The 14,155-nt window shown below is 61.8% G+C and carries 11 protein-coding genes; 6 read left to right on the forward strand and 5 right to left on the reverse strand.

Features of this window, described 5'->3' with window-relative positions; genetic code table 11:
• Positions 1-16 precede the first annotated feature (16 nt).
• The 3 genes from F8A90_RS08140 to gloB all read right to left on the reverse strand — a co-directional run bounded on the left by F8A90_RS08140 (position 17) and on the right by gloB (position 4,812).
• Entirely contained in the window at positions 17-2,005 is a 1,989-nt protein-coding gene (locus F8A90_RS08140; RefSeq protein WP_233593604.1) for an extracellular solute-binding protein, read from the reverse strand.
• Between the two features lie 403 nt (positions 2,006-2,408).
• Complete coding sequence (locus F8A90_RS08145) at positions 2,409-3,815, reverse strand: LysM peptidoglycan-binding domain-containing protein (RefSeq protein ID WP_233593605.1); 1,407 nt, start codon at positions 3,813-3,815, stop codon at positions 2,409-2,411.
• Between the two features lie 208 nt (positions 3,816-4,023).
• Positions 4,024-4,812 carry a hydroxyacylglutathione hydrolase gene (gene gloB, locus F8A90_RS08150; RefSeq protein WP_200019701.1) on the reverse strand — a complete coding sequence of 263 codons (789 nt, stop codon included), beginning with the start codon at positions 4,810-4,812 and terminating at the stop codon, positions 4,024-4,026.
• Positions 4,813-5,570: 758 nt separating this feature from the next.
• Here gloB and F8A90_RS08155 point away from each other — a divergent pair.
• The 4 genes from F8A90_RS08155 to nudC all read left to right on the forward strand — a co-directional run bounded on the left by F8A90_RS08155 (position 5,571) and on the right by nudC (position 8,977).
• Positions 5,571-6,437 (forward strand): class I SAM-dependent methyltransferase, encoded by an 867-nt coding sequence (locus F8A90_RS08155; RefSeq protein WP_200019702.1) that lies wholly within the window; start codon positions 5,571-5,573, stop codon positions 6,435-6,437.
• A 353-nt stretch (positions 6,438-6,790) separates the two neighbouring features.
• Positions 6,791-7,225: a ribonuclease HI gene (gene rnhA / locus F8A90_RS08160; protein ID WP_233593642.1), complete on the forward strand. Its 435-nt coding sequence runs from the start codon at positions 6,791-6,793 to the stop codon at positions 7,223-7,225.
• Positions 7,226-7,382: 157 nt separating this feature from the next.
• On the forward strand, positions 7,383-8,204 hold the full coding sequence (gene dnaQ, locus F8A90_RS08165; protein ID WP_200019704.1) for a DNA polymerase III subunit epsilon: 822 nt from the start codon (positions 7,383-7,385) through the stop codon (positions 8,202-8,204).
• Positions 8,204-8,977 carry an NAD(+) diphosphatase gene (gene nudC / locus F8A90_RS08170; protein ID WP_200019705.1) on the forward strand — a complete coding sequence of 258 codons (774 nt, stop codon included), beginning with the start codon at positions 8,204-8,206 and terminating at the stop codon, positions 8,975-8,977. Before dnaQ ends, nudC begins: the two co-directional genes overlap by 1 nt.
• A 136-nt stretch (positions 8,978-9,113) precedes the next feature.
• On the opposite strand, the gene F8A90_RS08175 is transcribed toward nudC, so the two are convergent.
• On the reverse strand, positions 9,114-9,431 hold the full coding sequence (locus F8A90_RS08175) for an SCP2 sterol-binding domain-containing protein (RefSeq protein ID WP_043332726.1): 318 nt from the start codon (positions 9,429-9,431) through the stop codon (positions 9,114-9,116).
• 525 nt (positions 9,432-9,956) lie between these two features.
• Here F8A90_RS08175 and sohB point away from each other — a divergent pair.
• Positions 9,957-11,060 carry a protease SohB gene (gene sohB, locus F8A90_RS08180; protein WP_200019706.1) on the forward strand — a complete coding sequence of 368 codons (1,104 nt, stop codon included), beginning with the start codon at positions 9,957-9,959 and terminating at the stop codon, positions 11,058-11,060.
• 167 nt (positions 11,061-11,227) lie between these two features.
• Here the strand turns inward: sohB and F8A90_RS08185 are convergent, their stop codons facing one another.
• Complete coding sequence (locus F8A90_RS08185) at positions 11,228-11,542, reverse strand: ArsR/SmtB family transcription factor (RefSeq protein ID WP_054556050.1); 315 nt, start codon at positions 11,540-11,542, stop codon at positions 11,228-11,230.
• A gap of 621 nt (positions 11,543-12,163) precedes the next feature.
• Here F8A90_RS08185 and F8A90_RS08190 point away from each other — a divergent pair.
• A complete protein-coding gene (locus F8A90_RS08190) occupies positions 12,164-14,134 on the forward strand; it encodes an acetate--CoA ligase (RefSeq protein WP_200019707.1) in 1,971 nt (656 codons plus the stop codon).
• The last annotated feature ends 21 nt before the right edge of the window (positions 14,135-14,155 follow it).

Genomic DNA, 14,155 nt, shown 5'->3' on the forward strand with positions numbered 1-14,155 from the left:
GATTTCAGCGTCCGGCTCATTCGCCTGGTTCCAGCGAGGCATCCTTGTCGGGCTCGACCCACCAGCTATCCAGACTCAGCTGGTATTCCGGGAAGGGCTGCGGATAGCCGAACTTGTTCCAGAGCGCGATGCGCGTCGCCGCCAGGTGCCACTGGGGCACGACATGGAAGCCCCAGCGCAGCACGCGATCGAGCGCCCGAGTCGCACTGAGCAGGTCTTCGCGGGTCTGCGCCTGGATCAAGGCATCGGTGAGGGCATCCACCACCGGGCTTTTCAGGCCGATCAGATTGCGTGAGCCAGCCACGTCGGCATAGTCGCTGGTCCAGTATTCACGCTGCTCGCTGCCAGGGCTGTTGGACTGCGGATAACTGCCGACCACCACATCGAAGTCGAAGCTGCGACGGCGATTGATGTACTGGTTGACGTCGACGGTGCGAATCCGCGCCTTGATGCCGATGCGCGCCAGATTGCGAATCCACGGTTGAATGATGCGCTCGAACTGGGTGTCGTAATTGAGCACCTCAAGCGTCAGCGGCTTGCCGCTGCTGCGGCTGACCAGCTGGCCCTTGACCACTTCATAACCTGCTTCGCGCAGCAGCCCCAACGCCTTGCGCAGGCGAGGGCGCAATTCCTGTGGCTCATCGATCGGCAGAGGCTTGTCGAAGACCGCGCTGGGCAGCTCATCCTTGAAGGGCTCAAGCAGTGCGAGTTCCTTGCCGGTGGGCATGCCATCCGCGGCCATGTCCGAATTCTCGAAATAGCTGTGGGTCTGCTGGTAGGCGCCGTAGAAGAGGTTGCGGTTGATCCAGTCGAAGTCGAAGACCAGCGCCAGTGCCTCGCGGACTTTCGGGTCCTGGAAGCGCTCGCGGCGCTCGTTGAGCACGAAGCCCTGCATGCCCGCTGGGTTGCTGTCCGGAACTTCCAGCTTTTTCAGGCGGCCCTCGTGAAGCGCGGGGGTGTCGTAGGCGGTCGCCCAGTTCTTGGCGCTGCTCTCGACATGCAGATCGATGCTGCCAGCCTTGAAGGCTTCCAGTGACACGGTCTGATCGCGGTAGTAGTCGTAGACCAGTGTCTGGATATTGTGGCGACCCTTGTTGACCGGCAGGTCCTTGCCCCAGTAATCGTCGACACGCTCGTAGCGAACCTGGCGGCCGGCATCCAGAGACGCCATGCGATACGGGCCGGAACCCAGCGGGAGTTCCAGGGTGGCGCGCGTGAAGTCTCGGCTCTTCCAATAGTGCTCCGGCAGCACAGGTAGCTGCCCGATGATCAGCGGCAATTCGCGCGCGGCGTCTGGCGCCATCTCGAAGCGCACGGTGTCAGCATCGATCACGCTGACGCCGGTGACATCGTGGTAGTAGCTCTTGAAGAACGGCAGGCCTTCATCCTTGAGCAGGCGATAGGTGAAGACGACATCCTCGGCAGTCACCGCTACACCATCGTGAAAGCGCGCCCGATGATCGATATCGAATTCGATGGCACTGCGGTCCTTGGCCAGGCGAACGCCGCTGGCCAGCAATCCGTATTCGGTGAAGGGCTCATCGGCGGAGGGGATCATCAGGGTGTCGTAGATCAGTCCGCCGAAGTAGTTGAGTCCCGCCACCGAATTGCCCTTGAGAATGAAGGGATTGGTGGAGTCGAAACTGCCGATGGCGGCGCGCGTCATGCGGCCGCCAACCGGCGCCTCAGGATTGACGTAAGGGAAGTGCGTGAAGCCGGGCTTGTGGGCGGGCTCGCCATAGATGGCCAGGCCATGCACGGTCGGGACGTCCAGCGGTGTCTGCACGTTCGAGGTGGGGGCGGTGCTGGTTGTCTGTGTGCCCGGCGCCATGTCGGCGCTGGGGCGTGAATCGGCAGGTTGCTCGCTATTCGCAGTGGACTTGGCCGTATTGGACTCAGCCGCATTGGCCGTGGCAGTGAACGAGCCGCTCACCATCAGCGCTCCCAGGCAGAGCGCACGTAGCGCGGCCCAGCGGCGGTGGGTGAGTGAAGAAACACGCTGCATCGAAGACTTCCTTGACTGAATGACCCGGGCCTCGCGGCCGTGATGAAATGACCAGCATATGAGCAGCGCGGCTGGTTTGCGCCTGACTCGCTATCAACTCCGCTGGCTTGGGGAGCCTGCGCGGCTGTCGACAAGTGTGGCCGGCCATCGACACACTACCTGAGCTGCCGTGAGCTGAAGGAGAGCTGCAGAAGCGGTACGGAAGGACTGCGTCACGCGCCGGGCTGCGGCCGGTCTCCTTGCATCGACCCCGCCAAGAGTAACGAAGTTCCCTGTCAGCGGCCATGCTGCGGCGTTTGAATCGCAAACGCCCCCACCATCACGGATGGCAGGGGCGTTGGGGAGTCGCGTATCACGGTCATTGCCAGACGCGTGAAGCGACTGGCTCAGTCGGGCTGAAGGCTCAGTTGACGCTGTAAAGGGTCAGCATCTGACCGGGGCGCAGATAGTCCGCAGATGACAGCTTGTTCCAGCGCGCGAGCTGTCGGGTGCTGACATTGTGACGTGCGGCGATCAAGGACAGGGAGTCGCCACTCTTCACGCGCACCTTCTTCTCGCCGTTGGCCGAGGCCAGCTGGGTGGCCACCGAGGCGCCGCGGTCCGGCACCATCAATGCCTGGCCGATGCGGATGGTGTTGCCCGAGAGACGATTCTTCTGCTTCAGCTCGGACAGCGTCAGGCCATTGCGGCGTGCGATGACGGACAGGGTATCGCCGCGCTTCACACGATAGCTGGCCCAGCTCTGACGCGCTTCCTCAGGTAGCGTCGCCAGCTGACTGAGGAAGGTGTCGCGGGCGGTGGCGGGAATGACCAGCGAGCTGTCACCGGGTGTGGTGGCCCAGCGCTTGTAAGCCGGGTTCAGGGCGCGCAGCTCATCTTCACTGATGCCGGCAAGCTCGGCGGCGGTGGACAGGTCCAGCTGTCCGCCCGTCTCGACGGCCGCGATTTCCGGTCTGTCGTCAATCTTCGGAAGCGAAAGCCCATATTCTTCAGGGTCGCGAATCACCGCGGCCAGTGCCAGAAGCTTCGGCACGTATTCCATGGTCTCGTTGGGCAGCTTGATGTTCCAGTAATCTTCATCGCCACCGGCGCGGCGGCGTGCGCGGTTCACGGTGCCGGCACCGGCATTGTAGGCGGCCAGCGCCAGCTCCCAGTCGCCGTCATACCAGCGCTCGCCCTGGGTCTCCAGGTAATCCAGTGCGGCATCCGTGGACAGCAACACATCCTTGCGACCGTCATACCAGCGGTTGCGTGTCAGCCCCATGGCGTCACCGGTGCGCGGCATGAACTGCCACATGCCAGTCGCACCGCCCGGATGCGCGGCGTCCGGATCGTAGGCGCTCTCGATGAAGGGCAGCAGTGCCAGTTCTGCCGGCAGGCCACGTGCTTCGGTACGCAGTGTCACGTACCGAATCCAGGGGCGGGCCTGTTCCGCGATACGCTCCACGTGGTGGGGGTGTTCCTGATACCAGCTGATCCATTTGCGCACGCGTGGACGACCGGTGTCCTGCTGGAGTTGATAGCCGGCGCGCAGGCGCTCCCAGACGTCGTCGTAGCGTGCGGGAATGGCGTCGACGGCCTCCATGAAGTTCAGTGGGGCTCGCTGATACTCACTGCTGGGCGAGACCCCGGACACCATTGCTGAATTGGCGCTGGCGGTCAGCGGCATCAGGCACAGGGTAGCGCCCAGAGAGGCGAGGCGAATCAGGTGACGCAGTCGAGCCGGACGGAAGGGGGCCTGGGTCGGAGTGACACGACACGGCGTGTCGGCGGCCATCTGGCCGTCGGTACGGAGGTCTTGCTGATGCATTGACGAAATACTCTCTGGCGAGCCGCGGCTGGATGGGTCAGCAGCGGCTCGGCTGGCCGGTCATGCCGGCACGAATCAGTGACTGCGGGGGCTGATCGAGATCAGGAATGTTCTCGACCCGCTGTCACGCGAAATGCCATTTACGCCGTGCTGCAGCCGCTCAACTGGGTGGCGTCAGAACGGGGGCAATGGCACGCGGGCAGCAGGGCTAGAAGTTGTCCTTCCACTGACGCAGTGCCGTGAAGGCTGCCAGTGGAGAATCTTCCTGACCCGAGGGTGCCGAGAGGCGACCTTCCTGCTCGAGGTGGCGTTGCAGCGCCACCTCATCCGTGCGCAGGAACGGATTGATCTGCTTTTCTCGGCCGATGAGGGTGGGCAGCGTGGGGCGGCCCAGTGAACGCAGCTGTTCACATTCTGCGTTGAGGGTATCTCGCGCCGGGTTGTTCGGCTCGGCGGCACTGGCGAAGGCCAGATTGGCCAGCGTGTACTCGTGTGCCGGGAAGACAAGCGTTTCTTCCGGCAGGGCGGCGAGGCGCGACAGGGAGTGATGCATCTGCTCTGGCGTGCCTTCAAACAGGCGCCCACAACCGCCACTGAACAGGGTGTCGCCGCAGAACAGCAGACCCGGCATGCCGGAGCTTGCGAAGGCGATGTGATCCAGCGTATGGCCCGGCACTTCCATCACCTCGAAGAGGCGGCCCTGCAGGCGGAAGCTGTCGCCATCGCCGACACGTTCGTCGATACCGTGGATGGCCGGATTGTGCGGGCCAACCACGCGAGGTTGATAGCGTTCGATCAGCTCCGGCAGGCCGCCGGTGTGATCCTGGTGGTGATGGGTGATGAGAATGGTGTCGAGGGTCAGGCCCCTGGACTCCAAGGCCTCCATCACCGGACGTGCATCACCGGGGTCGACGACCGCCACGCGGGGGTTGTCGTCGCTCTGTATCAACCAGATGTAGTTGTCCTGAAAGGCCGCTATGGGCGTTACGCTCATCATGGTGGTCAGGTGCTCTTGATGTCTTGCAGTCGTCGATCGAAGCAATGACAGGCCATTGACGCGAAAAGTGGCTTCATACTTCCTCGCCGAGGGTTCGGCCAGGCTGAAGCAGATGAACATGGCATGTCATCGTCGCCTGCAAGGCTGATGGGCAGGCGGTTGGATCGACTCCTTACTGAGAGTTAGTTGTCGAAAGCGGCATCAGATCATGCTCACAGACGGCTCAGGACGGACGTGCTCCTGGCCGCTCCCCTGGCCGCTCCCATAGCCGAGTATGTGGGCGGGAGGGGTAATCCGAGGGCTCTATCATCGACAACGCATATTTATGGGTCATTCGCAGGATGTTGGGCAACACCTTGCTTCACTCTATCCTGAGTGTCGGGCCGGGCGTGTCGAGACGCTCGGTGCCACAGTCCTGTTCAAGACTCGCTTGTCGGGATTTCGTTCCCGGTCAGGCTCGCCGTGTGCGATCGGGTGCCGGGTGGTTGATGCCGGTTCCTCCAAGGAAGCCCAGCTGGAAAAGTCACGACTGGCCGCCTGTGCCAACGTCCATGAGCGCCATCAATTGCAAGGCCAACAGCCAGCACGATGATGTCCAGTGGACTGATTCTTGGCGGGAATCTGAATTTTCCGGATAACAAGCCTGACGAGCCAGCGGGTAAGTGTCAAACCTCTTATGGTGTGAGAATGTAGACAAGTGTCAAAGCCTGTCTATGCCGTGGGGAGTGTCTCCCCGCCTGAAGCCCGGGAGATGCAAGATGTGGAAAGGCCCCTTTGGTGTGAATGAATCCGGCGCGGACAAGGCCAGCGCGTCCCTGACCGCCGAGGAGCGCCAGCGGCAGCATGCGCGCCAATTGAGTGCCCATGTGCGCGCCATGCGTGCCTTTTTCGAGGGCCCGGATGGGCAGGATATCCTGACGGCGGAGCGCGAGATGCTGACGCCGCTGTTCGAGCGCTGCTTCGGTTTTCACAGCCTGAATCTGGGGCCGGGGGGCAATGACCTCTTGTCACTCTCTGCCATACGTCATGCCATCCAATGGAGTCCCGAGGCGGCGCTTGCCGAGTCGCCGTCCACCTTGATCTGCCCGCTGACCCAGCTGGCATTGCCGGACGAGAGCATGGATCTGGTGATGCTCCACCATCTGTTGGAGGTGGCGCCAGAGCCGCACCGACTGCTGCGTGAGGCGGCCCGTGTCCTGCGCTCCAGTGGCTGTCTGGTCATCGTGGCCTGGCAGCCTCTCTCTGGCGAGGGGCTGCTGCGTCTGGACCCGCGCCGTCGCCACATCACTCCCTGGGAGGGAAGCTGGCGAACGCCGGCGGCCCTGCGCGATTGGCTGGCCTTCGTGGATTTCGAGATCGAGCGTATCGACTATGCCGGCTTCCATCTGCCGGGGTTACGCCTGCGACACGGTTGGCTTGAACGCATGGGGCGCCGCTACAACCTGCCGTTGGGCAGCCTGATGCTGATACGGGCGCGACGCAATGTCGGGTACGTACAACCCTTGAATGCCAAGCGACCGCGTGTCGCCATCCCCGGTGTCTCCATCGGGCAGGCCACGCGGGTGCATTCGCGGGAGGGCCACATGAAGCGTGAGTCGCGCAAGGAGTTATCTGAACGAGGCTAGCTCGGCAGCTCGCTGCAGGGCTCCCTTATCTATAAAGCTTCAGCTCGGTGAGAGCTGTAAAAAAACACAGGGACTTTGGCCATGCTGGATGCGAGTGGGTAGAATGGCGCTCATTGCGGCGAAGCCTGCTGTGGTCGCGTGGTGGCTCCCGGCGAGTGATTGCCAGGGGGGCGGTTTCGAGCCCCGCCTGCGCGAGCCGGGCTTGCCCCTGACGTGACAGCCAGCGCCGTCGTACCTGCCCGTCTTCGTTTCCTTTGTCGAGAGTGCCGTTTGTGAGCCAGAGTGCATCCACGCCCGAATCCCAGAATCCCTCCGCCGCTGCGACGTCCGAATCCAAGGCTGCGCCGACTCGCGTGGTCATCCACACCGATGGAGCCTGTCGTGGCAACCCGGGCCCGGGTGGCTGGGGCGCGATTCTCGTCAGTGGCAAGCATCGCAAGGAACTCAAGGGGAGTGAGGCCCAGACGACCAACAATCGGATGGAGATGATGGCAGCGGTCGAGGCGCTCACGGCGCTCACCAAGCGCTGTCAGGTAGTGCTGTGGACCGACTCCGAATACGTCAAGAACGGCATCACCAAGTGGGTGCACGGCTGGGTCAAGCGCGGTTGGAAGACGGCAGCCAAGCAGCCGGTCAAGAATGAAGACCTGTGGAAAGCACTGTTGGCCCAGAGTGAGCGTCATGATATCGAGTGGCGCTGGGTCAAGGGGCATAGTGGCGATGAGGGCAACGAGCGCGCCGATGCGCTGGCCAACGAGGCCATCGACGAGATGCAGCGACGCCGTTGAGTGCCTTGACTGGCATGCACGCCGAGCACGGTGGCCAGTCATGTGTGAGCACGGACATGCAGGATCCGATATTGAGGCACCCTGGTATGCGGCCCGAAGCTGAAGCTCAAGGCAGAGGCCGGTCAGGGAGCTGTCACTGTTTACCAAGAGGTCTGAGATGCGTCAGATTATTCTCGATACCGAAACGACAGGTATCGATCCGAAGGAAGGCCATCGCCTGATCGAGATCGGCGCGGTGGAGATGATCAACCGCCGCCTGACCGGACGCACCTACCACCAGTACGTCAATCCTGAGCGCTTGATCGATGCAGAGGCGATCGGGGTTCACGGCATTACCGATGAGCGAGTCGCCAACGAGCCGGTCTTCGCCGAGATTGCCGATGCCTTCTGGGACTTCATCAAGGGTGCCCAGCTGGTCATCCACAATGCGCCCTTCGATGTGGGCTTCATCGATCACGAATTCGGGCTGATCAATCCCGGGCGTACCAACCCGTTGGGCCCGGTCGCCGATCACTGCGCCATTCTCGATACCCTGAAGCTGGCCCGAGAGAAGCACCCCGGACAGCGCAACAATCTGGATGCGTTGTGCAAGCGCTACGATATCGACAACGGGCATCGTGTGCTGCACGGCGCCTTGCTGGATGCCGAGATTCTCGGCGATGTCTATCTGGCGATGACCGGTGGCCAGACGGCGCTGGGCCTGGACGTGATAGAGGAAGGCGATGGCGAGGAGGGCGGTATCGTCGGGGTTCGTCGCCTGCGTGCCGATCGCCCACGCCTGGTCACGCCCGGGCTTTCCGCGCTGGAGCTTGAGCGTCACTCGGCCTGGTGTGAAGAGATTCGTGGCAAGGCGGATGAATGCCTGTTCGATCGCCTCTCGATCGATGCACTGGGCAGTCTTGATAGTGCCAGTCTTGATGGCGCCGCTCTTGATGGCGCCAGCCTGGACAGCCGAGGCAATCGCGGAGACGACGCCTGATGTTGATTCGTGATCTCTCGCGTGTGACCCGGCGCCATGGTTATCTGATTCGCGTGGGGCGTGATGGCGTGGCGCCTGCGCCAGATGGCGGCATCATTCAGCCCATCGCGGACTGGCCCAGCGGCGCCGTGGCCCTTGGGGAATGGCAGGGCGCGCCGATTGCGGTGTTCGGTGAGAATGGCAGTGCCGATTGGCCCGCCGCGCGTCAGTGGCTGCATACGCTGCCCCGCGATCAGTTTCCGCTGCTTTCCAGCGCGCTGCAGGTACTCAAGTGGCTGCGTGACCATCGATTCTGTGGCCGTTGTGGCAAGCGCATGAAGCGTCTGGAGCATGAATTCGCCATGCACTGCACCGGCTGTCAGCATCGCAGCTACCCGCGTATCTCGCCGTGCATCATCACGCTGATCACCCGGGGCCGCGAGATGTTGCTGGCGCGCAGTCCGCGCTTCGGGCCGGGCATGTATTCGACCCTGGCGGGCTTCATCGAAGCCGGTGAAAGTGCCGAGGAAGCCGTGCGGCGTGAGGTGCACGAGGAAGTCGGTATCGAGGTCGGGCGAGTCAGCTATTTCCAGAGCCAGTCGTGGCCGTTCCCGCACTCGTTCATGCTGGGCTACTACGCGGAATATGCCGGTGGCGACATCACCATCGATGGTGTCGAGATCGAGGATGCCCAGTGGTTCACGCCGGAAGACTTGCCGGGGCTGCCGCCGAAGTTCTCGATCTCGCATGCCTTGATCGACAACTTCCTGCGCTCGGTGGCGACGGGCCGCTGATATTGCGCGCCTCACGCCAAACCTCTCCCCAAAGAAAACGCCCCGACCATTGGCCGGGGCGTTTTCTTTGGCTGGTGTATCAAGCGAACCTTTCTATCGGGCTTGTTCGCAGCGGTGCACCTGCTCAAGCAGACGCTTACTTGTTCGGAAACAGAGACGTCAGCTTGGTGGCCAGCATGATGTTGCCGGTGGCTTTCAGGCGGCCTGTCATGAAGGCCTGCATGCCGTCGACTTCGCCCTTCATCACGCCCTTTAGGGTGTCGCTGTCGGTGCTCAGGGTCACGGACGGATCATCGTGCTCACCTTCGCCGACGTCCAGCGTGCCGTCCTTGACGACCATGTAGTAGTCATCGCTGTCGGTGATGTTGAATTGAAAGACCTCATCCATGCCCTTGGCGGCTTCGGGGTTGAAACGGCTCTTGAGCATGTCGATGACGGCGTTGGCGTCGGCCATGATGATATTCCTTGTCAGTGCTAGCGGTGGAGAAAGGCCAATGATCACGGGGAAAGATGACGTGCATGGCGAGGGGTGGGGTGTCGTTCATCACCTTGCTCACCATGAAGTGATCACGCTGTTGGCCTTCAAGACTGACATCAGACTATTTCAAACGATCGTTCCAATCAAGTCGTGTGATCGATCTGGCGTGTTCCGCGCTTCAGCGCTCAGCTCTGAACCCTTTAGAGATAGCGTGCAGAGATAATGTGCAGAAGTAACGTACAGAGATAAAGTACGGGTGGCGTTCATGCCACCTGGAGAACCCGCACAGGCGCCTGCCAGCCTTGCAGGCGGGCAAGCTTGCCCCCATATCGAGTACCATCCCGCACCGGCCCCCTAGCCGGTGATTTCGTTATGGGGTCCTGGTCGTGTGGCAGATGTCTTGACCTTCTGCCTGACAGCCATGCACTCGAGAGCGAGCGATCGTCGCTCATGTGCTGGCGAGAGATCAGACACCTTCTTCAATGTTTCAGGAGCAAGTGCATGCAATGGATTTCACAGTACGGCCTCTTTCTGGCTCAGGCGATCACCGTGGTGGTCGCGATCGCGGCCATCGTGCTCATCATTGCACGTGCACGTCAGGGGGAAGCGGGTGAGCGCCAGGCCAAGCTGAAGATTCGCCCCTGGCATGAGCGCATCAAGGGCTATCAACGCGAATTGAGCCACGCCGGACTGGAAGAGGCCGAGTACGCCGCCAAGGAGAAGGCGCGGGCCAAGAAGCACAAGCAGGAAGCCAAGGCGCTCAAGAAATCGCTCAAGGCCAAGGCGAAAGCCAACAAGGGCGGCAATGCGGACAAGGACGATGCGCCGGTCAGTGCGCGTGGGCGTCGGGTCTTCGTGCTCGACTTCGTCGGCGACATCAAGGCCAGCGGTGTGGAAAGCCTGGCGGAGCAGATCACTGCGCTGGAAGGTGTGCTGGGTGAGCAGGATGAGGTCGTGCTGCGACTGGAGTCCGGTGGTGGCCTGGTGCACGCCTATGGTCTGGCTGCGGCCCAGCTGGACCGCCTGCGTGCCAGTGGCGCGCGCCTGACGATCACGGTCGACAAGGTCGCGGCCAGTGGCGGCTACATGATGGCCTGTGCGGCGGACCACGTGGTGGCAGCGCCCTTTGCGGTCATCGGCTCGATCGGTGTCGTGGCTCAGGTGCCCAACGTGCACCGTCTGCTCAAGAAGCATGATGTGGATGTCGAGATTCTGACGGCGGGACGTTACAAGCGCACCTTGACCATGCTTGGCGAGAACAGTGAAGAAGGGCGTGAGAAGTTTCTGTCGGACCTGGCGCGCACCCATGAGCTGTTCAAGCAGCATGTCGGCAGCCGTCGTCCGCAATTGGACGTCGAGGCAGTGTCCCAGGGCGATATCTGGTATGGCAGTGAAGCCATCGATATCGGTCTGATCGACGAGGTCGGTACCAGTCAGGCGTTGCTGGCGCGCTATCTGAAGGAGGAGGTCAAGATCTTCGAGGTGAGTCTCGAGAAGCCGCGTCGCGTGATGGACCGTTTCGGCAAGGGCGTGACATCGAGTCTGGATCGTGTGCTGGACCGCGTGCTGGAGCGCAATGCGGAGTCGCGCTGGCATCAGCAATAAGCGGCAGAGTGTCATCGCGTACGAAGAGGAGAGGTTTGGAAGGCCATTCCGTGGCCTGCCCGATCTTGTTGGAGTCGGCGAGTGATACAGATGTCTAGCGGGTCACGATCAGCGTGACTCAGCGACATTCCCCTCAAAGGGCGTCAGTCACCGGCTGGCGCCCTTTTTCAGTTATAGAGATCCTGCAGGGCGCGAATGACGCCTGCGGCGTTGGGGCCTTGCAGCGAATAGTAGATGGTCTGTGAAGCGCGGCGCGTGCGCACCATGCCTTCACGACGCAGAATCGCCAGATGCTGCGACAACGCGGATTGCGACAGTTCCAGGCGCGAGTTGAGCTCGCTCACCGACATTTCGCTGTCGCTGAGCAGGCACAGGATGCGCAGGCGGTTCTCGTTGCCCATCGCCTTGAGCAGGGCAGTGGCTTCTTCGATGACGCGGTCACCGGCCTGGTGCAGGGTGATGGCATCGCTGGACACTGGCATGGGGTTGTTCCTTGCAGCTGTAGAAAGTGTTGCGTTCATGCTGTCTCTCCCGGTCGGTCTATCTTGGTGCATCCCGAGGGACGCAATGGGCCATTGGCATGTTGTTATGACCTAACCTTGTTTTAGTGAATGATCAATAACTCCGCGTGCTACGTCCAAGGCAATCTTAAACGATAAATCATCGTCTTTGTCGTTCTCAGGCTTTGACTTTTTGTCGCATCTGCTGTGAGACCGTGTTCAAGCGTATGTTTTATTGCGCGAATGACGCCTTTCACGCTGTCAGGTCGTCTGCGACCAAGGATTGAGTATAAGACCATCAGACGCTGAAAACGGTGGGCCGGGCGCGTTTGAAGGGCGATTTTTGGCCTAAGGTTTCAACGTAACTATCGGTTCAGGTGTCTCTGTACTGCCTATCCTTTCTCCACCGTCATTTGTCGCATCGCCCTTGGCTGGCGGGTGCCAGGCAAGATTCAAGGTGCGTCGCTCGATAGCAACATCCATGGCGACGTGGCGACGTGGCGACATGAAAAGAGGTCCGGCCAACGGGCCCCGGAGACAAGGTCTTGCGCCAGGACAGGCAAGAGATGCCCACAAAGCCATTCGTGGATCACGAGGTACGCCATGCCCGACGTCAATCACTCCTGTGCACGCGAGCGTTATCTCGCCCTGACGGCGAGAGCCAACGAGACGCCAGAAGACTTCTGGGCTGAGCAGGCGCAACGCATCGCCTGGTTTCGCCCGCCGCAGACCATTCTGGCCTGGGATGAGCAGCAGCATGCGCGCTGGTTCATCGATGGCGAGATGAACATCTGCCATGCCGCGCTGGACCATCACGTCGCCAATGGCCGAGCGGATCAGGTCGCGTTGTATTGGGATTCACCGGTCACGCAGAGCAAGCGGCAATACACTTTCCGTGAGCTGCGTGATGAGGTGGCCCTGCTGGCGGGAGTGTTGCGCAACCTCGGGGTGGAGAAGGGCGACCGTGTCGTGCTCTACATGCCGATGGTCGCCGAGGCCATGATGGCGATGCTGGCCTGTGCACGTCTCGGGGCGGTGCATTCGGTGGTCTTCGGCGGCTTTTCCCCCAAGGAGCTGGCGGTGCGCATCGATGACGCCACGCCCAAGGTCATCATGGCAGCGTCCTGCGGGGTGGAAGTCGATCGCATCATTCCTTACAAGCCCTGGCTGGATGAAGCCATCGAGCTTGCCGAGCACACTCCGCAAGCCTGTCTGATCCTGCAGCGTGAACAGCAGCGGGCGACACTCGGGCCGCGTGATCATGACTGGCATGACTGTCTGGCCAGCGCCCAGGCCACCGAAGCGGTCAGCATGCTGGGCAGCGAACCTCTCTATGTCCTCTATACCTCCGGCACCACCGGCAAGCCCAAGGGAGTGGTGCGTGATCACGCCGGCTACGCCGTGGCGCTGCATTATTCAATGGAGCTTCTCTATGCGACCCGCCCCGGGGATACCTTCATGGCGGCCTCGGACATCGGCTGGGTCGTCGGCCACTCCTATATCGTCTATGGCCCGCTCTTGATGGGGGCCAGTACCGTCATGTATGAAGGCAAGCCGGTCAAGACACCGGATGCCGGAGCCTTCTGGCGCTTGATCGAGGAATACCGCATCAACTGCTTCTTCACTGCACCGACGGCGTTTCGCGCCATGAAGAAGGAAGACCCGGAAGCCAGTCATATGGCCAATTACGACCTTTCCAGCCTGCGCAGTCTGTTCCTGGCCGGAGAACGGCTGGATCCGCCGACCTATCACTGGCTCGCCGATCTGCTGCCGGTGCCGGTCGTCGATCACTGGTGGCAGACCGAAACCGGCTGGCCCATCGCCGGCAACCTGCTGGGGCTTGACATGTTCACCGAAGGCAGCCGCGAGGTGAAGGCGCCGGTCGAGGCGCGTGCCGGCAGCGCCACCTGGCCGTTGCCGGGCTTCAATGTGCAGATTCTTGATGGCATGGGAGATGAGGTGCCTACGGGAGAGCAGGGCAATGTCGTGTTGCGTCAGCCGTTGCCGCCGGGCTGCCTGACCGGACTCTATCAGGACCCCGGACGCTTCCATGCTGCCTATCTTGCCGCCTACCCAGGCTATTACCTGTCCGGTGATGGCGGCTACTTCGATGAGCAGGGTTATCTGTTCGTGATGGGGCGCATTGACGATGTCATCAACGTGGCGGGGCATCGGCTTTCGACGGGCGAGATGGAGCAGGTGCTCGGTGCACACGCCGCGATCGCGGAATGCGCGGTGATCGGCATCGAGGATTCGCTCAAGGGCGAGATGCCGTTGGGGCTGGTAATTCTCAAGGATGGCTGGCAGGGGGATGAAGCCAGCCTGTGCGCCGAGCTTGCCCAGCGGATACGCCAGGAAATCGGGGCCTTTGCCTCGCTCAAGGAGGTGCTGATCGTCGAGCGCCTGCCCAAGACACGCTCCGGCAAGATACTGCGCAAGATGATCCGTCAGATCGCCGCGGGCGAGCAATACCAGGTGCCCTCGACGATAGATGACCCCTCAAGCCTGGAGGATGTGCGTGAGGCGCTGAGCGAGGCCGGCGTCGGTCAGGCGAGTGAGGCACGCAGCGCATGAACTGGAGAGCATGAACCGATG

Origin of the sequence: Cobetia sp. cqz5-12 (genome assembly GCF_016495405.1) — a bacterium.
Classification (GTDB): domain Bacteria; phylum Pseudomonadota; class Gammaproteobacteria; order Pseudomonadales; family Halomonadaceae; genus Cobetia.